This window comes from Streptomyces sp. CT34 (assembly GCF_000805335.1).
Lineage (GTDB): Bacteria > Actinomycetota > Actinomycetes > Streptomycetales > Streptomycetaceae > Streptomyces.
The window spans coordinates 3,352,848-3,373,028 of sequence record NZ_KN708638.1 but is presented as its reverse complement, the minus strand read 5'-3'; the positions used below and the strand labels follow the sequence as shown (position 1 = coordinate 3,373,028).

Sequence of the window (20,181 nt, the reverse complement as noted above, 5' to 3'; positions counted from 1 at the left end):
CCGGGGCGGGTTGCCGGACTGCTTCGCTTTACGTCCGGCAACCCGCCCCTCCGCCCCCGGCCCCTCCCGTGCGGTGCGGGGTCCCGCCCCGGTGGGGGGAGTTCAAGCGCGCAGAGCGCGGCGCAACTCGTCGTTGGCGACCAGGATGCCGCCGTCGACGGGCAGCGTGATGCCGGTGATCCAAGCGGCGTCCGGGGAGGCTAGATAGGCGACGGCCGCGGCGATGTCCTCGGGACGGCCGACCCGGCCCAGCGGATACGTCCCGGCCGCCCGCCGCAACGCGCCCTCCCGCCCGGCCCAGTTGGGGGTGTGGACGGTGCCCGGCGCGATGAGGTTGACCCGTACGCCGCGCGGTGCGGCATGGCCGGAGAGCGTACGGGTCAGGCTCGCCAGACCCGCCTTGGCGGCGCTGTAGGCGTGGTTGCCGAAGTCTTGAATGCCGTTGACCGAGCCGATGTTGACGATCGCGCCGCGCCCGCCGGCGGCGGCCAGGTGGGGCAGCGCGGCCCGGGCGCAGCGGAACGCGCCGCCGAGGGTGATGTCCAGATCGGCCTCCCACTCCTCGTCCGGGGTGTCCTCGAAGAGCGGGGTGTCGTGGTGGCAGCTGTAGGCGTTGTTGACGAGGGTGTCCAGGCCGCCGAACCGGTGCACGGCGTGCGCGACGGCCGCCTCCACTGCGGTCCGGTCGCCGACGTCGCAGACCAGCGCCTCGGCCGCGCCACCGGCTTCCCGGACGGCCGCTGCGGCCCGCTCGGCACGGGGCCCGTCGACGTCGGTGACCAGCACCCGTGCGCCCTCGTCGGCCAGCCGCCGGGCGGTGGCCTCGCCGATGCCGCGGCCGGCGCCGGTGATCAGTACGCGGTATCCCTCGAATCGCCTCATGCCCGGTATCTACCCAGCCGCACCCCCGGTCTTTGACGTCTCCCCCACCGGGGCGGGACCCCGCACCGCACGGGAGGGGCCGGGGGTGGAGGGGCGGGTTGCCGGACGTAAAGCGAAGCAGTCCGGCAACCCGCCCCGGAGCCCCCGGAACCGGCACCCACGACCACCCGGGGCCCCGCCCCACACACCCCTCCCGCCGAAGGCGGAAAACACCGCACCCCGCACGCCGGGAAAGCCGACAACGCGGGAAGCCGGCAAAGCGCAGCGAAACGGCAACCCGCCCCGGAGCCCCCGGCGCCGGCACCCACGACCACCCGGGGCCCCGCCCCACACACCCCTCCCGCCGAAGGCGGAACACACCGCACCCCGCACGCCGGGAAAGCCGACAACGCGGGAAGCCGGCAAAGCGCAGCGAAACGGCAACCCGCCCCGGAGCCCCCGGCGCCGGCACCCACGACCACCCGGGGCCCCGCCCCACACACCCCAACTCCCGCCGAAGGCGGAAAACACCGCCCCCGCATGGCGGGAAAGCCGGAATCGTGGGGCCGGCACCGACGACCATCCGGGGTCTCGCCCCACACACCCCTCCGCCGAAGGCGGGAAAGACCGCACCCCGCACGGCGGGAAAGCCGAAATCGTGGGAAGGCAGCTAAGCGCAGCGAAACGTCAGCCGGCCAACATAAGGCCGATCCCCGCCACCATCAGCCCCGCCGCCGCGATCCGCGGCAGTCCGAAGCGTTCCTTGAAGAACAGCGTTCCGATCGCGGCGCCGACGATGATCGACGACTCGCGCAGCGCCGCGATGGGCGCCAGCGGCGCGCGGGTCTGCGCCCACAGCACCAGCCCGTACGCGAAGACCGAGAGCACCGACCCGAACAGCCCGCGCAGGGCGAACGGCCGTAGCTGGGCGAGGAGTTGGCCTCGGCGGACGGCGAGCGCGTAGGCGGGGATGATCAGCCCCTGGAGGATCATCAGCCAGCCGATGTAGCCGAGCGGGGTCCCGGAGGCGCGTACGCCCAGGCCGTCGACGGTGGTGTACGAGGCGATGGACAGCCCGGTGGCGAGGGCGGCGGCTATCGCCGGCCAGTGCGGCCGGGTCCCCGAGCCGCGGATGCCCCACAGGGCCAGCCCGACCAGTCCGACCGAGGCCAGCGCGACCCCGGCCAGCGCCGGGCCGTCCGGGACCTCGTGCACGAAGACCGCGGCCAGGACCGTGACGACCAGCGGCGCGGTGCCCCGGGCGATCGGATACATCTGGCCGAAGTCGCCCAGCCGGAACGACTGCATCAGCAGGACCTGGTAGACGATGTGCAGCACCGCGGACGCCACCAGGTACGGCCAGGCCCCGGCGGCCGGCAGCGGTGTGCAGCCGGCCAGCAGCGCACCGCAGACCGCGCCGCCGCCGCCGACCAGGGTGAAGGCCAGCAACTGGTCGCGTATGCCGTGGGCGATGGCGTTCCAGCTGGCGTGGGTGACGGCGGCCAGCAGGACCGCGGCCACGACCAGCGGCGTCACGAGGTGCGCTCGCGCACGTCCACCACGCTGCCCTGCGCGTACGCGATCAGGGACGGCGGGTCGAGCGGGAAGACGGTGTGCGGGGTGCCGGCGGCGGCCCAGACCGTGCCGTGCTCCAGGATGCCGCGGTCGGCCAGTACCCGGGTGGGGGTGCGGTGCCCGAAGGGCGGTACGCCGCCGATCGCGTAGCCGGTGGTCTCCCGTACGGTGGCGGCGTCGGCCCGGCCGACCTCCTTGGCGCCGAGTTCGGCCCGTACGCGCTCCAGGTCGACGCGGGAGGCGCCGTCCATCAGGACCAGTACCGGTTCGCCGTCGGCCGCGAAGATCAGCGACTTGACGATCTGGGCGAGGTCGCAGCCGATGGCCGCGGCGGCCTCGGCGGCGGTGCGGGTGGCCTCGGGGAACTGCCGCACGTCGACGGTCAGGCCCAGATCGGCCAGGGCCTGGGCGAAGCGGGGGTGGGCTCGGGCGGTGGTGGCGGTCGCGGTGTCGGACGGGGAATCGCTCATGGCCCGCACGCTAGCGAAAGCTGTACGGGCCATGCGAACGAAATCCAGCCGGTGGACACCCGGTCGTAACCGGGCGTCCACCAAGCTCAGTTGGCGGTGAGGATGGCGCGGACCAGCGGGCCCGCGTTGGTGCCGCCGTGGCCGCTGGCCGGGACGACGGCCGCGGCGGCCAGGTCGTCGCGGTAGGCGGCGAACCAGGCGTTGGGCTTGTCCTGGTTGTCGACCTCGGCGGAACCGGTCTTGGCACCGATGTCGCCGCTGATCCCCTGCATCGCCTCGGCGCCCGTACCGGACGTCGCGGTGAGCTTCATCAGCGCCTTCAGGTTGGACGCGGTGTCCGACTTCATCGCGCCGGCCGCCTTGGCGAAGGTCCGGTTGTCCAGCGACTGGGCCACGATGAACGGCTGGTGGAAGGAGCCGGACTGGGCGGTGGCGGCGATCGAGGCCACGTTCAGCGGGTTCATCCGCACCCCGCCCTGGCCGATCAGCGAGGCCGCCATCTGCGCGTCGCTCTGCACCGGCACGGTGCCGTCGAAGGTGGGGATCCCGGTCGCCCAGTTCAGCCCGATGCCGAAGACGTCCCGGGCCTCCTTCGTCAGATCGTCGTTGTTGAGGTCCTTGGCGTGCGCGATGAAGGCGTTGTTGCAGGACGCGGCGAAGCTGTCCGCGAAGGTGCCGTCCGGGATCTGGGACTTGTTCAGGTTCTGGAACTTCCAGCCGCCGACCGTGACGTACTGGGGGCAGGGGTTCTTCTTGTCCGGTGCGGTGATCCCCTTGTCCATCAGCAGCGCCGAGGTGACGATCTTCATCGTCGAGCCGGGCGCGAGCGACCCCTGGGTGGCCAGGTTGAAGCCGTCCGCCGGGGAGTTGGCGATCGCCAGGATCTCGCCGGTGCTGGGCTTGACGGCCGCCGCGGACGCCAGCTTCTTGCCCTTGACGGCGTTCTCGGCCGCCGTCTGGAGCTTGGCGTCCAGGGTGGTCTTGAGGGTGCCGGGGGTGCCCTTGGAGAGCACCTTCAGCGTCTTGTCGGGCTGCTGCTTGTTGGCGTCGTCGGCCTTGGCGCGGTGGATGTAGAGCTCCGCCCCCGGCTTGCCGTCGGTCTTGCTGCCGTACTTGGTGCGCAGGCTGTCCAGCACCCCGGCCAGCGTCGGGTGGTCCTTGGCGGTCAGCTCGGTGCCGCTGCGGTCCACGGCCTTGATCGGCGGCGCCTCGGCCGCGCCGGTGCGCAGCTCGTCGCCCTTGCCCAGGCCCGGGTAGAGCGCCGACGGCTGCCAGGCGACCTGCGGCTTCCCGGTCTTCTTGTCGCGCTGGAGGGTCATCGAGGAACCGTACGAGAACGGCGTCTTGACCGACTTGTAGTCGATCTCGGTGCCGACCGTGTACGGCACCTTGTCGCCGGCCGGCGTGCCGGGCTTCAGCGTCACCTTCGTGAACTTCGCCTGCGCGGTGAAGTTCTGCAGGGCGCTCTTCGCGGCGTCCGGATCGTCCGTCAACGCGGCGGCCTTGGCCATGTCGCCGGACTGCCAGGCGGTCAGGAACGCCTGTGCGGTCGTGTTCACTTCCTTGGCCGTCAGCGGGCCGGTCGGCACGTCGCTGCCGCCGTCGCCGGACTTGGCATCCGCCGACCTGACCGCCTGCGGCGACGACCCGTCCGAGCCGCCGAACAGCGTGAAGCCGCCCACGACTCCCACCACCAGAGCCACCGATCCGCCGATCAGCCCGTACTTCACCTCGCGGCGCATGCCACCGATCCCCTCCCAGGAGCTTCAGTCCTTGAATACGCACACAAGAACGTCCATCGCACTCTAAGGGACACGGGCAAGGAGTGAGTCTCGAACAGGGCACGGTCCTGTGACACGGCGTCGCACGGCTGTCACGGGACCGTCACACTCACCCGCTTCACACCCAACTGTCGAACCACATCCGGTTGTGCCAGGCGCTCTTGGGAATCGGCAGACCCGTATAGAGGGGATAGAAGTAGATGAAATTCCACACGATCAGCAGCACCAGAACTCCCGCGCCGACTGCTCCGATCGTGCGTCGGCGTTCACTCGCGCCGGGCGGCCCGATGATCGCGCCGATCATCATCGCCAGCGCCAGGCACAGGAACGGGACGAAGACCACCGCGTAGAAGAGGAAGATCGTCCGCTCCTGGTAGAGGAACCACGGCAGATAGCCGGCCGCGACCCCGCAGGCGATCGCCCCGGCCCGCCAGTCCCGCCGGAACAGCCACCGCCACAGCACGTAGAGCAGCGCGAAGCAGGCCGCCCACCACAGCAGCGGCGTGCCCAGCGCCAGCACCTCGCGGGCGCATCCCTCGGCGGCGGTGCAGCCGTCCTGGCCGGCCTTAGGGTCCTCGTAGAAGTACGAGACCGGGCGGCCCAGCACCAGCCAGCTCCACGGGTTGGACATATAGGTGTGCGGGGTGGTCAGCCCGGTGTGGAAGGCGTAGACCTCGCTCTGGTAGTGCCACAGGCTGCGCAGCCAGTCCGGCAGCCAGGACCAGGAACTGCCCCGGCCCTCGGGGGTGGTGGCCCAGTCGCGGTAGTAGCCGCCCTTGGTGACGATCCAGCCCGTCCAGGACGCGAGATAGGTGGCGAGCGCGACGACGACGGTGGAGGCGAAGGCGGGCAGCGCATCGCGCAGCACGGCGGCCCGGAACGGGCGCCGGGCCCCCGCCGTGCGCCGCGCCCCCACGTCCCACAGCACCGACATCAGCGCGAACGCGGCGAGGAAGTACAGGCCGTTCCACTTGGTCGCGGCCGACAGGCCCAGGCACAGCCCGGCGGCGATCCGCCAGGGGCGCCACCCCAGCCGCAGCCGGTCGCCGACCGCGTCGTCCGGCCGCACCTGCCCGGCGCCGGGTCCGGCCGGCAGCGCCGCCGCGAGCCGGGCCCGGGTGCGGTCCCGGTCCAGCAGCAGGCAGCCGAAGCCGGCCAGCACCCAGAACATCACGATCAGGTCCAGCAGCGCGGTGCGGCTCATCACGAAGTGCAGCCCGTCCACCGCGAGGAGCGCGCCGGCCAGGCACCCCAGGGCCGTCGACCGCATTAGCCGCCGCCCGATCCGGCACACCAGCAGCACCGACAGGGTGCCGAGCAGCGCGGTCATGAACCGCCAGCCGAAGGGGTTCATCCCGAACGCCCACTCACCCAGCGCGATCAGCCACTTGCCCATCGGCGGGTGGACGACGTACGAGTGCTCGGGGGAGAGCAGGATCTTCGGGGGATGGGCCAGCAGCGCGTCATTGGCGTCCTTGGCCCAGGTGCCCTCATAGCCGTAGTGGAGCAGCGACCAGGCGTCCTTGGGGTAGTACGTCTCGTCGAATATGACCTTCCGCGGGCTGCCCAGGTTCCAGAACGTCAGCACCCCCGCGCACAGCGTCACCAGCAGCGGGCCGAGCCACCCCGACCAGCGCGCCAGCCGGCCCGCGAGGTCAGGGCCCGCGCCGAGCCACGCCCACGGCCGCCGGTCCGGCTCCGGGAACGGGGCCACCAGCCGCGTCCGGGCGTCGGCCTGCGGGCGGCCGGCGTACCCGAAGCGGCGCAGCCGCCGCTGCCACGCGGGGGGCTGACCGGCCGGTTCCGGGGCGCTCAGGGCGGCTGCGTGCGTCGCGCTGGTGTCACTCGTCACCCGGCCCATCGTAGGGAAGCGGCCTGTGGAGCGACGGGGAGCGCCGCCGGCCGGTGCCACCGCGTCGGTGCACCGTCCGACCCTGGGAGGATGGGCGGGTGACTGGAACGCTGGTACTTGCAGGGACGCCCATCGGCGAGATCGCGGACGCCCCGCCGCGGCTCGCCACCGAGCTCGCCGCCGCCGATGTGATCGCCGCCGAGGACACCCGGCGGCTGCGCCGGCTGACCCAGGCGCTGGACGTGCACCCCGCGGGCCGGATCGTCTCGTACTTTGAGGGCAACGAGGCCGCCCGCACCCCCGAGCTGGCCGATGCGCTGGCCGGCGGCGCGCGGGTGCTGCTGGTCACCGACGCCGGGATGCCGTCCGTCTCCGACCCCGGCTACCGCCTGGTCGCCGCCGCCGTCGAGCGCGGCATCAAGGTCACCGCCGTCCCCGGGCCCAGCGCCGTACTGACCGCGCTCGCGGTCTCCGGGCTGCCGGTGGACCGGTTCTGCTTCGAGGGCTTCCTGCCCCGCAAGGCGGGCGAGCGGCTCTCCCGGCTGCGCGAGGTCGCCGGCGAGCGCCGCACCCTGGTCTATTTCGAGGCGCCGCACCGGCTGGACGACACCCTCGCCGCGATGGCCGAGGTCTTCGGCGCGGACCGCCGGGCCGCCGTCTGCCGGGAGCTGACCAAGACGTACGAGGAGGTCAAGCGGGGGCCGCTGGGCGAGCTGGCGCCGTGGGCGGCCGAGGGCGTCCGCGGGGAGATCACCGTCGTCGTCGAGGGCGCCCCGGAGAGCGGGCCGCAGGACCTGGACGCCGCGGAGCTGGTGCGCCGGGTGCGGATTCGCGAGGAGGCGGGGGAGCGGCGCAAGGAGGCCATCGCGGCGGTCGCGGCGGCGGCCGGCATCCCCAAGCGGGAGGTCTTCGACGCGGTGGTGGCGGCAAAGAACGCCGGGCGGGGCGAAGCGGGGAACGCCGGTCCGGGCACGCCCGGCTGAGCGTCGACCCGCTCGGGAGAGCGTAAAACCGCAGCCCACGGGCCTGATCCGACTCGATGGAAGGTAAACGGCTGGCCTCGAAGGTAAAGCGATCAGGCCCGCTGGGGTGCGTTTTTCCTACGACCTGCCAAATCTGGGCCAATAGGCAGCAGGTCAGCTGCGTTCCCGCCGTGAAAGGCGTCCACTGGGAACCGGGACGTTCGGTCCCGGAAGGCTTGTCCAGCGGACAAGAGGAGCGCACATGAGCGACATCATGAAGACCACCGCAACGGGCACCACCGGCGCGTCCACCAGCGGATTTCCTCCCCACCCCCGGCCCGAGCCGGCGGCCCGCGAGGCGTACTCCTTCGCGTGCATGAGCTGCGGCCACGGCTGGGAGCAGGCGTACGAGATCGAGCATCAGGTGGACGGCAAGGGCGAGATGCATGTCGTCTACTTCGCGGACGGCCAGCGCGTCCCGTCCCCGTTGACCCGGCCCACGTGCCTGAACTGTGGCGGCCATGTCGTCCGCATCATGCGCTCCGGACAGGTATCCATGGTCTCCCAGGCGATGGCCAGCATGCACGAGCGCCCGCACGGCGCCGCCAAGAGCGCCCGGAGCGCGAAGGGCGGCAAGGCCGACGAGGCCGCGCACCCCGCCGAGTCCGAGGGCGCCGGCAGCGCCGCCGAGCCGCGCCGGCACCACCACTGGCACCTCTCCGATCTGCTGCACCCCTTCCAGCACCACCGCAAGTGAGGACCGGGCCGCGGTCCTCGTAGGATCGCGGCCATGGACCCGCAGGACAAAGACACCCCGCCCCCGCCGCCCGAACCGCTCCGGGTGCCGGTCGCGGACTCGCACACCCACCTGGACATGCAGGAAACCACCGTCGAGGCGGCGCTGGCCGAGGCCGCCGCGGTCGGGGTGACCACCCTCGTCCAGGTGGGCTGCGACGTGAACGGCTCGCGCTGGGCCGCGGAGACCGCCGCCGCGCACGCGGACGTGCACGCCGCCGTCGCCCTGCACCCCAACGAAGCGCCCCGGATCGTCCTCGGCGACCCCGACGGCTGGTCGCGCCAGGGCGCGCGCGAGGCCGGCGGCGACGCCGCACTGGACGCCGCGCTCGCCGAGATCGACGCGCTGGCCGCCCGCCCCGAGGTCCGCGGCGTCGGCGAGACCGGCCTGGACTACTTCCGCACCGGCCCCGAGGGCACCGCCGCCCAGCAGCGGTCCTTCCGCGCCCACATCGAGATCGCCAAGCGGCACGGCAAGGCCCTGGTCATCCACGACCGCGAGGCCCACGACGACGTGCTGCGCATCCTGCGCGAGGAGGGCGCACCCGACCGGGTCGTCTTCCACTGCTTCTCCGGCGACGCCGCGATGGCCAGGACCTGCGCCGAGGCCGGCTACTTCCTGTCCTTCGCGGGCAACATCACGTTCAAGAACGCCCGGCCGCTGCGCGACGCGCTCGCCGTCGCCCCGCCCGAGCTGCTGCTCGTCGAGACCGACGCACCCTTCCTCACCCCCGCGCCGTACCGCGGACGGGCCAACGCTCCGTATCTGATCCCGCTCACCGTCCGCGCGATGGCCGCCGTCAAGGGAATGCACGAGGACGCGCTGGCCTCGGCGATCGCCGCCAACTCCGCCCGCGCCTTCGGGTATTGAGCCCCGAAACGGATACACTCCGTCACCGTCCGACTTGGGAGAGTAGCCGCCGCTCCGCTACATTCCGCCGTTGACCGGTTTCCGGACGACACCCGTGGCAGGTGGAGCGTTGTGAGTCCTTCGCAGAGCAGCCATCGCGCCGCGCGCGGCGGCAGCCGCCGGCGCCGGCGCACCGGCGAGTCGCCCGAGACGCTGCGCCGGTTGGTGCCCCGCGCCCTGGTCGTCGCCTTCCTCGCCGGCGGCACCACGGCCTTCGTCGCGCACGACAAGGTGATCAAGCTCAGCGTCGACGGCACCCCGCGCACCCTGCACACCTTCGCCGACGACGTCGACGAACTGCTCGCCGACGAGGACCTGGACGTCGGCGGCCACGACATCGTCGCCCCCGCCCCCGGCACCGGCCTGGGCAGCGGCGACAAGGTCGCCGTCCGGCACGGCCGCCCGCTCATGCTCACCATCGACGGCCAGCGCCGCCAGGTGTGGACCACCGCCGACACCGTCGACGGGGCGCTGCGCCAGCTCGGCGTCCGCGCCGAGGGCGCCTACCTCTCCACCGCCCGCTCCCAGCACATCGGCCGGCACGGCCTGGAACTGGCGGTGCGCACCGAACGCTCGGTGGTCTTCGTCGCCGACGGCCGCGAGTTCCACGTCCGCACCAACGCGGCCACCGTCCGCGAGGCGCTGGCGCAGGCCGGCCTGGCGCTGCGCGACCACGACACCACCTCGGTGCCGCCGGACAGCTTCCCGCGCGAGGGCCAGACCGTCTCCGTGCTGCGGATCACCGGCACCAAGGAGGTCCGCGAGGAGCCCATCACGTTCCGTACGGTCAAGAAGCCGGACCCGGATCTGCCGCGCGGCACCGAGGTGGTCGTCCAGCAGGGCGTACCCGGCGTACGGCGCGTCACCTACCGGCTCGACACCGTCAACGGCGTCAAGCTGAAGCCCAAGCCGGTGGACACCGACGTCGTCCGCACCCCGCGCCCGCAGATCGTGCACATCGGGACCAAGGCGCTGCCCACCTCCGTCCGCGGCGCCGAGCACCTCTCGTGGCGCGCGCTGGCCGAGTGCGAGGCGGGCGGGCGGCCGGACGCCGTCGACGCGTCCGGCACCTACGGCGGGCTCTACCAGTTCGACGTCTCGACCTGGCGCGGGCTCGGCGGCACCGGCCGCCCCCAGGACGCCCCCGCCGACGAGCAGACCTTCCGGGCCAAGAAGCTCTACGTCACCCGGGGCGCGAGCCCGTGGCCGGTGTGCGGCCGTAAGCTGCACGGGTGAGCGACAGCAAGACCACCGACGAGCCCGGCCCGCTGCTGGGCCCCGCCGATGTCCGGGAACTGGCCGAGGCGCTGGGCGTACGCCCCACCAAGCAGCGCGGCCAGAACTTCGTCATCGACGCCAACACCGTCCGCCGGATCGTCCGGACCGCCGACGTCCGGCCCGACGACGTCGTCGTCGAGGTCGGCCCCGGACTGGGCTCGCTGACCCTGGCCCTGCTGGAGGCCGCCGACCGGGTCACCGCCGTGGAGATCGACGACGTGCTGGCGGCGGCCCTGCCGGCCACCGTCGCGGCCCGGATGCCGGAGCGCGCCGACCGCTTCGCCCTCGTCCACAGCGACGCGATGCGGGTCACCGAACTGCCCGGCCCGGCCCCCACCGCCCTGGTCGCCAACCTCCCCTACAACGTGGCCGTCCCGGTACTGCTGCACATGCTGGAGCAGTTCCCGACCATCGAACGCACCCTGGTCATGGTCCAGGCCGAGGTCGCCGACCGGCTCGCCGCCCGCCCCGGCAACAAGGTCTACGGCGTCCCGTCGGTCAAGGCCAACTGGTACGCCGAGGTCAAGCGCGCCGGTGCCATCGGCCGCAACGTCTTCTGGCCGGCCCCCAACGTCGACTCCGGCCTGGTCTCGCTGGTCCGCCGCCCCGAACCGTTCCCGACGACCGCCTCCCGCCAGGAGGTCTTCGCCGTCGTCGACGCCGCGTTCGCCCAGCGCCGCAAGACGCTGCGGGCCGCGCTGGCCGGCTGGGCGGGCTCCGCCCCCGCCGCCGAGGCCGCCCTCGTGGCCGCCGGCGTCTCCCCCCGGGCGCGCGGCGAATCCCTCACGGTCGAGGAGTTCATCGCCATCGCCGAGCACGCCCCGGTCACGGCGTCCGCCCCCGACGAGGAGACCGCCCGATGACCCGCAACGCTCCCGACAACGCTCCCGAGGGCGTCACCGTCCGCGTCCCCGCCAAGGTCAACGTCCAGCTCGCGGTCGGCGGTCGGCGGCCGGACGGCTTCCACGACCTGGCCAACGTCTTCCTGGCCGTCGGCCTCCACGACGAGGTCACCGTCACCCCCGCCGACACCCTGACGCTCACCTGCACCGGCCCGGACGCCGACCAGGTCCCGCTGGACGAGACCAACCTCGCGGCCCGCGCCGCCCGCGCGCTGGCGTCCCGCCACGGCCTGGACCCCGCCGTCCGCCTCCACATCGCCAAGGACATCCCGGTCGCCGGCGGCATGGCCGGCGGCAGCGCGGACGCCGCCGCCGCACTCCTGGCCTGCGACACCCTCTGGGGCACGAGGACGAGCCGGTCCGAACTCCTCACCCTCTGCGCCGAGTTGGGCAGCGACGTGCCGTTCAGCCTGGTCGGCGGCGCGGCCCTCGGCCGGGGCCGCGGCGAACTGCTGGAGCCGCTGCCCGTCGGCGGCACCTTCCACTGGGTCTTCGCGGTCGCCGACGGCGGCCTGTCCACCCCCGCCGTCTACAAGGAGTGCGACCGCCTCCGCGACGCGTCGGGCCTCGGCGCGACCACCGCGACCATCCCCGACCCGGAGCCGTCCCCGGCTCTCCTGGACGCCCTGCGCACCGGCGACGCCGCCGCCCTCGCCGCGTCCTTGAGCAACGACCTCCAGCCCGCCGCGGTCTCCCTCCGCCCCTCGCTGACCGCCACCCTCGCGGCCGGTACGGCGGCCGGGGCCCTGGCGGCGCTGGTCTCGGGCTCCGGCCCGACGACGGCGTTCCTGGCGGCGAACGCCGATGACGCCGAGCGGGTCGCCGCGGCGCTGCGCGCGTCGGGCACCTGCCGGACGGCGCGTACGGCGGCCGGGCCGGCGGCCGGTGCGACGGTCCTCACGGACGGCTGAACCGCCGTGCGTCAGGCGTAGCGCGGCAGGCCGTCCGTCGAGATCGTCCACTCGGCGATGGTGACGTCCTCGCCGTAGACGAAGTCCTTGCGGGTGGCGTACCGAGGGCCTTCCGGCGTCGGATGGATGTCGGAGAAGACCGCGCCCGTTCCCGTGCGGGGATCGAAGATCACGTAGAGCGGAATCCCGAGCAGGGGGTAATCCCGGATCTTGCCGACCCAGTCGTTGTCCGGGTTGGACATGGAGACGACCTCGACGGCGGCGACGAGGGTATGGGGGGCGAATGACCCCGGGCCCGCCATGTCGGCCTCGGCGATGACCATCACGTCGGGGCGCCGCATGATCCCGTGGGACTCGGCCTCCACGTCCGGAGTCCCGGTGTGGGCCACGAGGCCGTCCGGCATCACCTTCTCCAGACGCCGGCTGACCCGGGCCCTCGTCAGCTCGTGAGGCCCTACGGGCGATACCAGGTCGTGCACGATGCCTGCCCCGGTGACTTCCAACTTGCCGGGAACGGAGTCCTGGATCTGCTCGACGGCGTCGCGCATCGCTCGGTAACGAAGCGGGGTGCCTGCCGGGGTGGTCATAGCCGGGAAACCTCCATGAGGTCGAGTCGGCAGTCGCGGCACAGTCCTGGTCGCAGGCCGCGGAAGGCGCGCTCGCAGCCGTCGCAGGTCTGGAGGGGGTCCGGGCGTGCGGGTGCCGGGGCGGCGGCCGGGAGGGGTGGCGGCAGTGACGCCGTGAGGCGGTGGGCGAGGAAGGCCGCCGGGTTGCCGAGGCCGGGCGGCAGGTTGGCGGTGAGGGTACGGCGTACCGCGTCGGGCGGCGCCTCGCGTTCCAGCCAGGCGGCCACGGCAGGGGTGAGGCGCGCCACATCCGCCTCGGAGAGCAGTAGGTGTGGATCATCGCGCCGTAGCTCGACGAGGATGCGGTGGGCCGTCCGCGTACGTGCCGGATCGGAACGGCGTGGGGCGGGCAGCGGCGCACGCGTCGGTTTCGGGGTCGGCGTCGGCCCGGGTTCCCGTTTCGGCCTCGGGGCCCGTTGGGCGGGGCGGGTCGCTGGGCACGGGGCCGCGCCCGGCTGGTTGTAGGAGACCGTGCGCGTCACGACCCGGCCGCTCGGCAGCCGCTCGCGCGTGCGCTTCAGGTACCCGGCCGCCTCCAACTCCCGCAGTGCGGAGGCGATACGGGCCTCGCTCTCCGGGAAGCGGGCGGTCAGGCACTTGATGCCGATGCGTGCCCCGGCGGGCAACGACTGGATGTGCACGGCGAGCCCGATCGCCACGAGCGTCAGCCCGCGGTGCTGGGCGAGGTGGTTGCCGACCACCGTGTAGCGGCTGGCGTGACGGGAGTTGACGTGAATGACTCCGGACGAGGGAGTCGGCGCGGGAACGCGGGACATGGCGGGCGAGGGCGCGCTAGGGTTCTCAAGAGCCATCGGGAAGCTGCTGCTTTCTTCCTGGGTGGTAGCCATCGGGAAGGTGCTTTCTTCCTTGTTGGTCAGGCCCTCGTTCGGGATGCCAGTCCCGGCCGGGGGCCGAAGCATGTGTGCGGTGGTGCACGTGACGCGGCGAGCATATGTCGCCCAACCCTCCTCAATCCCAACCGAGTTGGCATATGTCACCCGTCCGGGTGGTGGGACGACGGGGAGGTAGGAGGGGTTGGGAGGGGGCTTTCCCCGGTCTTTACGCCTTTACGTCGAGCCGCACCGCGACCCGGTCCACCGGGTCGCGGAAACCTACGACCCGGTGAACGCCCCTTCTGTGCGCATTGTGACGAATTCCTCACGCAGTGGCAGCGTGCGGCGCAGCGTGCTGAGGAATCGCGTTGTACCGGGCAACCAGCAAGTAGCGGCGGTGAGTTATGCCCCCTCGCAAAGATGCCGATCCCTCGGCCAGCGTCCCGTGCTTCTACGGCGCCGAGATGCGCTACCTCCGGGAACAGGCCGGACTCACGCTCGAACAGTTAGTGGAAGGCAGCTATCGAGGCATCCCGCTGCTCAGCCGAATCGAGCGCGGTGAGTGTGGAATGCCGATGGACCTGGCCATCCACATCGACAAGAAGCTCAAGCAGAGCACTCGACTTGAGTAACGCTTCGTGGCGCAAGAGCAGCTACGGCAACGGTTCCGGCGGCAGCTGCGTCGAGGTCGCCGACGGCCTCCCCGGCGTCGTCCCCGTCCGGGACGGCAAGGATCCGCAGGGGCCCGCGCTGGTCTTCTCCGCCGCCGGGTGGTCGTCGTTCGTGTCGGCCCTCAAGGGCGACGCTTAGAGTTTGTCGACGGCGGTCAGGTCCACGTCGATGGGGTAGGGCTTGTCGACCTTGATCCGTTCGCGGTGGACGCCCATGTGCACGTACGTCATGGTGAGCGGGTCGAGTTCGTAGACGTGGACGACGGGTCGGCCGTTGTCTCCGTCGCGCTCGACGCGCCAGAAACTCGGGATCCCGGCGGCAGAGTATTTCTGCGGCTTGGTCGTGCGGTCGCGGGACTCCGAGTCCGAGGAGACGACCTCGATGGCCAGACGCACGTCCTTCGCTTGGAAGCGCGTCTGGTCAAGTCCGGCGTCTGCTTCGGCCCAGACCACGCTGACATCAGGCTCGGGGGCATTGCGCTTGTCGAGGACGACGGTCATCTCCCGCCGCACGCGGAACTCGTCTGGGGCGGTGGTGCGCAAACCATGCTCCAGGACGTACAGCATCAGCGCGTGGAAGTTACGCTGCGGGCTCACGAAGATCAGGCTCCCGTCGATCAACTCGGTGTGCGGCGGGAGATCCGGCAGTGTGAAAAGGTCGTCCACGGAGTAGCCGTCCTGCGGCGGCACCGGCCACTGGACGCGGTGCTCTACGGACTCGGCGATCATGGTTCCTCCCATGGACGAGATCCTGCTGCTCTGCCATTCACGGTAACGGCGATATCCCCGTCACGTCATCACAAAGGGTGACCGCCCCACGCCTGCCCCCGGCAGTCGTCGCCCCCCTCCTCGCCCGAAGCCCCCCGCCCCGCGCCGACTACTCTTGGAGGTCGACCGAGCCCCGTCCGGGGACGCACAGACCAGGAGTGAGATGGCCGTCAACCTCGTCAATCTGGAAGCCGTCGACAAGGTGTACGGGACCCGTGCGCTGCTCGACGGTGTCTCCCTCGGCGTCAATGAGGGCGACCGGATCGGCGTCGTCGGCCGTAACGGCGACGGCAAGACCACCCTGATCCGGATCCTCGCCAAGCTGGAGTCCGCCGACGCGGGCCGGGTCACGCACGCCGGCGGTCTGCGGCTCGGCGTGCTCACCCAGCACGATTCGCTGGACCCGGCCGCCACCATCCGGCACGAGGTGATCGGTGATCTCGCCGACCACGAGTGGGCCGGTAACGCCAAGATCCGGGACGTGCTGACCGGGCTGTTCGGGGATCTGCACCTGCCGGGGTTCGATCAGGGGCTGGACACCGTGATCGGGCCGCTGTCCGGCGGTGAGCGGCGGCGGATCGCGCTCGCCAAGCTGCTGATCGCCGAGCAGGACCTGATCGTGCTCGACGAGCCGACCAACCACCTTGATGTGGAAGGGATCTCGTGGCTTGCGCGGCATCTGGGGGCGCGGCGGTCCGCGCTGGTGGTCGTCACCCACGACCGGTGGTTCCTGGACCAGGTGGCGACGCGGATGTGGGATGTGCAGCGGGGCGCCGTCCACGAGTACGAGGGCGGCTACTCCGACTACGTCTTCGCGCGGGCCGAGCGGGAGCGGATCGCCGCCTCCGAGGAGGCCAAGCGGCAGAACCTGATGCGGAAGGAGCTGGCGTGGCTGCGGCGCGGTGCGCCGGCGCGGACCAGCAAGCCGCGGTTCCGGATCGAGGCCGCCAACGAGCTGATCGCGGATGTGCCGCCGCCGCGGGACAGCGCCGAGTTGATGAAGTTCGCCGGCTCCAGGCTCGGCAAGACCGTCTTCGAGTTGGAGGACGTCTCCGTCCAGGCCGGGCCGAAGATGTTGCTGAAGCATCTGACGTGGCAGCTGGGGCCGGGGGACCGGATCGGTCTGGTGGGTGTCAACGGCGCGGGGAAGACCTCGCTGCTGCGGACGCTCGCCGCGGCGGCCCGTACGGAGGGCGAGACCCAGCCCGCGGCGGGCAGGGTCGTCGTCGGCAAGACCGTGAAGCTGGCGTACCTCTCGCAGGAGGTCGGCGAACTGGACCCGGCCGTACGGGTCCTGGAGGCCGTCCAGCAGGTGCGCGACCGGGTCGACCTCGGCAAGGGCCGGGAGATGACCGCGGGGCAGCTGTGCGAGAAGTTCGGCTTCACGAAGGAGAAGCAGTGGACGCCGGTCGGCGACCTCTCGGGCGGTGAGCGGCGCCGGCTCCAGATCCTGCGGCTGCTGATGGACGAGCCGAACGTGCTGTTCCTGGACGAGCCGACCAACGACCTGGACATCGAGACGCTGACGCAGCTGGAGGACCTGCTCGACGGCTGGCCCGGCTCGCTGATCGTCATCAGCCACGACCGGTACTTCGTCGAGCGCACCACCGACCGGGTCTTCGCGCTCCTCGGGGACGCCACCCTGCGGATGCTGCCGCGCGGCCTGGATGAGTACCTGGAGCGGCGCCGGAAGATGATCGAGGCGGCGGTGCCGGCGCCTGCCCAGCCGGCCGCCGCGGCCCCGAAGAAGCCGGCCGCCGTCAACCGCGCGGCGCAGAAGGAACTCCAGCGGATCGAGCGGCAACTGGACAAGATCGGGGACAAGGAGTCCGCGGTCCACGCGCAGCTCGCCGAGCACGCCACCGACTTCGAGAAGGTCGCCGGACTCGACGCCGAACTGCGTGAACTCGCCGCCCAGCGCGAGGAGTTGGAGATGCGCTGGCTGGAGCTGGCGGAGGACGCCTGACACCCGGCAGGGCGCCTTTCCCGGCCGCCGGGGCCGCCGCCCGCCCGTGCGGAACGGGCGGCAGCCCGCCCCGGGTGGCCGGGATTCCCGCGTTCCGGTGGTCTTCCTCCCTGCGGGGGGCGCGCATCGCCTGCCGAGCGTGTAGCTTCCCGGGGACACATGGCCGGGCCGGGGAGTGGAGGGGGATTGCCCGATGGGCGTACGGCTCATGGTGGTCGACGATCACCGGCTGCTCGCCGAGGCGCTCGCCTCGGCCCTCAAGCTGCGCGGGCACCGCGTCCTGGCCGCGGCGGCGCCCAGCGCCGGGGCCGCGGACCTGGTGGTGAGCCGGGCGCCCGAGGTGTGCCTGCTGGGCACCGCGGGGCCCGCCGAGCCGGGGGCGTTCGATCCGGTCGTCCGGATCAAGAAGGAGCGCCCGCAGGTCGCGGTGGTGGTGCTCGGGCCGGTGCCCAGCCCGCGCGGGATCGCCGCCGCCTTCGCCGCCGGGGCCTCCGGCTACGTCCGCAACGACGAGCGGATCGAGGGCGTCGAACGGGCCATGATCAAGGCGCGGGCGGGCGAGGCGGCGGTCGCGCCGCAGCTGCTCCAGCACGCCTTCGAGGAGCTGCTGCACCCCTCCGCCCAGCCCGACGACGAGGGCGCGCGGCTGCTCCAGCTGCTCACCCCGCGGGAGGTCGAGGTGCTGATGCGGGTCGCGGACGGCGAGGACACCCGGGTGATCGCCGCGGGGATGGACATCGCGCCCAGTACCGCGCGCACGCACGTCCAGCGGGTGCTGATGAAGCTGGAGGTGGGCTCCCGGCTGGAGGCGGCGGCGCTGGCCGCCCGCACCGGCCTGCTGGAGCGGGCTCAGTCCCCCTCGCCGCGCTCCTCGTCCTGAGGCTCCGCCGCCGGCGGCGGCACTATCGGCCGCAGCTTCAGCCACACCAGGAAGCACACGCCGAGCGCGAGCATGCCGCCGCCGGTCCAGAGGTTGATGTTGATGCCCTGGGCCTTGTGGAGGTCCCCGTCGGAGGCCATGAGGCCGGCGACGGTGACGATCACGCCGTAGACGACGAACAGGCCGCCGATGATCCGGCGGATGTCGAAGAGCCGGGCGGCGGTGGCCGACCTGCGTTCCAACTCGGTCACTTCGTGCTGCAGTTCAGACATGACGGGTCTCCGGTCAGAGCGGTTCAGAGCGAGTAGGGCAGGTAGCACAGCGCGGCGAGGGCGACGGCGCCCCAGCCGAGCAGTGCGGGCTTGCGGTACCAGGCGTCGTCGCCTTCGGCGGGAAGCTCTTCCTGACCGGGCGCGGTAGTTCCGTATACCAACCCGGCGAGTTCGGCCGGCGGCCTGGGCTCCGTGAAGAGCGTGACGACGACCATGACCGCCGCGCCCGCGACGAAGCCGACGATCGCGGAGACGAAGTTGGCGCCCTGGTCGGTCGGGATGGAGATCACATGCTGCTTGTAGATCCAGAAGTAGTTGACCATCGCGGCGGTGGTGCCGGCGAGCAGGCCCCAGACACCGGACTTCATCGAGGCCCGCTTCCAGAACATGCCGATGATGAAGACCACGAACATCGGCACGTTGAAGAAGGAGAACAGGGTCTGGAGGTAGCCCATGATGTTGGAGAACGACGAGGCGATGAACGCGGTGCCGATCGAGGCCAGCACACCGATCGCGGTGATCAGCCGGCCGAAGCGCAGGTAGTGGCCGTCCGGCCGGTCCCGCTTCACGTACTTGGCCCAGATGTCGTACGTGAAGACGGTGTTGAAGGACGAGACGTTGGCCGCCATGCCGGCCATGAACGCGGCGAGCAGACCGGTGACGGCGATGCCCAGCACGCCGTTGGGCAGCAGCTCCTGCATGAGGTAGGGGATCGCGTCGTTGTACTGGAGCCCGCCCGGGGCACCGATCTTCGGTACGAGCACGGCGGCGACCAGGCCCGGGATCATCACCAGGAAGACGATGAACATCTTCGGGAAGGCGGCGATGAGCGGGGTGCGCTGCGCGGCGGACAGGTTCTTCGCGGACAGCGCGCGCTGCACCTCGGCGAAGTTGGTGGTCCAGTAGCCGAAGGAGAGCACGAAGCCCAGGCCGAGGACGATCGTCAGCCAGTTGGCGCCCAGCGGGTTGGCCTGGCCGATGCCCGTACCGCCCCAGGCCGTAAGGAAGTTGCTGCCATGTGACGAGGTGAGCGAGTGGGTCAGACCGCCCCAGCCGCCGACCCGCTTGAGGCCGAGGACGACCAGCGGGATGAGCGCGGCGAGGATCACGAAGAACTGGAGCACCTCGTTGTAGATCGCCGAGGAGAGCCCGCCGACCGTGATGTACGCGAGGACGAACAGCCCGGCGACGACGATGGCCACCCACTGCGGCCAGCCGAGCAGCGCCTCGACGACGATCGACAGCGCGTAGAGGTTCACGCCCGCGATCAGGACGGCGGCGAAGGCGAACAGTACCGAGCTGAGCAGGTGCGCCGACTTGTCGAAGCGCTGGAGCAGGAACTCCGGTACGGAGCGGACCTTCGAGCGGTAGTAGAAGGGCATCATGACCAGGCCGAGGAAGACCATGGCCGGGATGGCGCCGATCCAGTACCAGTGGACGACCGCGACGCCGTACTGCGCGCCGGTCGCCGCCATCCCGAGTATCTCGGTGGCGCCCAGGTTGGCGGCGACGAAGGCGAGTCCGGTGACCCAGGCGGGCAGCGACCGCCCGGAGAGGAAGAAGTCCAGGCTCGTCCGCACGCTGCGCCGGGCGGCGAAGCCGATGCCGAGGACGACGACGAAGTAGATGGCCAGGATCGTGTAGTCGAGCCCGTTGGTCGGGAGTCTCAGCCCTTCGGCCAGAGTGATCATGAGGGACTCTTTTCGGGGAGCACGGCCTTTTCGGGGCACAGCGGTGCGCGCGATGCGAACGCACAGAAACGAACGCACAGAAACGTACGCGCGGTCGGCCGAAAACTGAATAGTTTTGTTCGTTTCCCTTGTTGGATCGTGATCGGTCTGTGAGCGCCCGCGGGTTGTTCGGCGGGA

Annotated in this window: 19 protein-coding genes and 1 pseudogene; 10 read left to right on the top strand and 10 right to left on the bottom strand. The window is 71.8% G+C overall.

The window, feature by feature from the left end; translation table 11 throughout:
* Positions 1 to 102 precede the first annotated feature (102 nt).
* From RZ84_RS14645 to RZ84_RS14625, 5 genes are all read right to left on the bottom strand, one after another.
* Positions 103 to 882: an SDR family NAD(P)-dependent oxidoreductase gene (locus RZ84_RS14645; RefSeq protein WP_043264701.1), complete on the bottom strand. Its 780-nt coding sequence runs from the start codon at positions 880 to 882 to the stop codon at positions 103 to 105.
* A 666-nt stretch (positions 883 to 1,548) separates the two neighbouring features.
* Complete coding sequence (locus RZ84_RS14640; RefSeq protein ID WP_043264700.1) at positions 1,549 to 2,397, bottom strand: DMT family transporter; 849 nt, start codon at positions 2,395 to 2,397, stop codon at positions 1,549 to 1,551.
* Positions 2,394 to 2,906, bottom strand: a complete 513-nt coding sequence (locus tag RZ84_RS14635) for a YbaK/EbsC family protein (RefSeq protein WP_043264699.1) — start codon at positions 2,904 to 2,906, stop codon at positions 2,394 to 2,396. The genes RZ84_RS14640 and RZ84_RS14635 overlap by 4 nt, the downstream gene beginning before the upstream one ends.
* Before the next feature lie 86 nt (positions 2,907 to 2,992).
* The gene (locus RZ84_RS14630; RefSeq protein ID WP_043264698.1) at positions 2,993 to 4,648 is read right to left on the bottom strand and encodes a penicillin-binding transpeptidase domain-containing protein; all 1,656 of its coding nucleotides are present in this window, start codon (positions 4,646 to 4,648) and stop codon (positions 2,993 to 2,995) included.
* 157 nt (positions 4,649 to 4,805) lie between these two features.
* Positions 4,806 to 6,548, bottom strand: a complete 1,743-nt coding sequence (locus RZ84_RS14625) for a dolichyl-phosphate-mannose--protein mannosyltransferase (RefSeq protein ID WP_043264697.1) — start codon at positions 6,546 to 6,548, stop codon at positions 4,806 to 4,808.
* An 89-nt stretch (positions 6,549 to 6,637) separates the two neighbouring features.
* Between RZ84_RS14625 and rsmI the strand changes: the two genes are divergently transcribed.
* The 6 genes from rsmI to RZ84_RS14595 all read left to right on the top strand — a co-directional run bounded on the left by rsmI (position 6,638) and on the right by RZ84_RS14595 (position 12,297).
* Positions 6,638 to 7,522, top strand: a complete 885-nt coding sequence (gene rsmI / locus RZ84_RS14620; protein ID WP_043264696.1) for a 16S rRNA (cytidine(1402)-2'-O)-methyltransferase — start codon at positions 6,638 to 6,640, stop codon at positions 7,520 to 7,522.
* A 241-nt stretch (positions 7,523 to 7,763) separates the two neighbouring features.
* Positions 7,764 to 8,258 carry a hypothetical protein gene (locus RZ84_RS14615; RefSeq protein WP_043264695.1) on the top strand — a complete coding sequence of 165 codons (495 nt, stop codon included), beginning with the start codon at positions 7,764 to 7,766 and terminating at the stop codon, positions 8,256 to 8,258.
* A gap of 33 nt (positions 8,259 to 8,291) precedes the next feature.
* Positions 8,292 to 9,167 (top strand): TatD family hydrolase, encoded by an 876-nt coding sequence (locus tag RZ84_RS14610; protein ID WP_043264694.1) that lies wholly within the window; start codon positions 8,292 to 8,294, stop codon positions 9,165 to 9,167.
* Positions 9,168 to 9,278: 111 nt separating this feature from the next.
* The gene (locus RZ84_RS14605; protein WP_043264693.1) at positions 9,279 to 10,442 is read left to right on the top strand and encodes a resuscitation-promoting factor; all 1,164 of its coding nucleotides are present in this window, start codon (positions 9,279 to 9,281) and stop codon (positions 10,440 to 10,442) included.
* Positions 10,439 to 11,347, top strand: coding sequence for a 16S rRNA (adenine(1518)-N(6)/adenine(1519)-N(6))-dimethyltransferase RsmA (rsmA, locus tag RZ84_RS14600; protein WP_043264692.1), 909 nt, complete (start codon positions 10,439 to 10,441; stop codon positions 11,345 to 11,347). Before RZ84_RS14605 ends, rsmA begins: the two co-directional genes overlap by 4 nt.
* On the top strand, positions 11,344 to 12,297 hold the full coding sequence (locus RZ84_RS14595) for a 4-(cytidine 5'-diphospho)-2-C-methyl-D-erythritol kinase (RefSeq protein ID WP_043264691.1): 954 nt from the start codon (positions 11,344 to 11,346) through the stop codon (positions 12,295 to 12,297). Before rsmA ends, RZ84_RS14595 begins: the two co-directional genes overlap by 4 nt.
* Positions 12,298 to 12,308: 11 nt before the next feature.
* Here RZ84_RS14595 and RZ84_RS14590 read toward each other — a convergent pair whose 3' ends face one another.
* Together RZ84_RS14590 and RZ84_RS14585 are read right to left on the bottom strand one after the other, a co-directional pair.
* The gene (locus RZ84_RS14590) at positions 12,309 to 12,884 is read right to left on the bottom strand and encodes a Uma2 family endonuclease (protein WP_043264690.1); all 576 of its coding nucleotides are present in this window, start codon (positions 12,882 to 12,884) and stop codon (positions 12,309 to 12,311) included.
* A complete protein-coding gene (locus tag RZ84_RS14585; RefSeq protein WP_347232755.1) occupies positions 12,881 to 13,699 on the bottom strand; it encodes a helix-turn-helix domain-containing protein in 819 nt (272 codons plus the stop codon). Before RZ84_RS14585 ends, RZ84_RS14590 begins: the two co-directional genes overlap by 4 nt.
* Before the next feature lie 461 nt (positions 13,700 to 14,160).
* Between RZ84_RS14585 and RZ84_RS14580 the strand changes: the two are divergent.
* A pseudogene (locus RZ84_RS14580) lies at positions 14,161 to 14,364 on the top strand (helix-turn-helix transcriptional regulator); the annotation flags it as partial.
* Positions 14,365 to 14,380: 16 nt separating this feature from the next.
* Complete coding sequence (locus RZ84_RS14575; RefSeq protein ID WP_043264688.1) at positions 14,381 to 14,566, top strand: DUF397 domain-containing protein; 186 nt, start codon at positions 14,381 to 14,383, stop codon at positions 14,564 to 14,566.
* On the opposite strand, the gene RZ84_RS14570 is transcribed toward RZ84_RS14575, so the two are convergent.
* Complete coding sequence (locus tag RZ84_RS14570) at positions 14,563 to 15,168, bottom strand: Uma2 family endonuclease (protein ID WP_241777706.1); 606 nt, start codon at positions 15,166 to 15,168, stop codon at positions 14,563 to 14,565. The genes RZ84_RS14575 and RZ84_RS14570 overlap by 4 nt on opposite strands.
* 190 nt (positions 15,169 to 15,358) lie before the next feature.
* On the opposite strand from RZ84_RS14570, the gene RZ84_RS14565 reads away from it, so the two are divergent.
* The gene (locus RZ84_RS14565; RefSeq protein WP_043264686.1) at positions 15,359 to 17,161 is read left to right on the top strand and encodes an ABC-F family ATP-binding cassette domain-containing protein; all 1,803 of its coding nucleotides are present in this window, start codon (positions 15,359 to 15,361) and stop codon (positions 17,159 to 17,161) included.
* Between the two features lie 193 nt (positions 17,162 to 17,354).
* Positions 17,355 to 18,041, top strand: coding sequence for a response regulator transcription factor (locus RZ84_RS14560; protein WP_043264685.1), 687 nt, complete (start codon positions 17,355 to 17,357; stop codon positions 18,039 to 18,041).
* Here the strand turns inward: RZ84_RS14560 and RZ84_RS14555 are convergent.
* On the bottom strand, positions 18,011 to 18,313 hold the full coding sequence (locus RZ84_RS14555) for a hypothetical protein (protein ID WP_043264684.1): 303 nt from the start codon (positions 18,311 to 18,313) through the stop codon (positions 18,011 to 18,013). The genes RZ84_RS14560 and RZ84_RS14555 overlap by 31 nt on opposite strands.
* 23 nt (positions 18,314 to 18,336) lie before the next feature.
* A complete protein-coding gene (locus tag RZ84_RS14550; RefSeq protein ID WP_043264683.1) occupies positions 18,337 to 20,004 on the bottom strand; it encodes a sodium:solute symporter family protein in 1,668 nt (555 codons plus the stop codon).
* Positions 20,005 to 20,181: the final 177 nt, after the last annotated feature.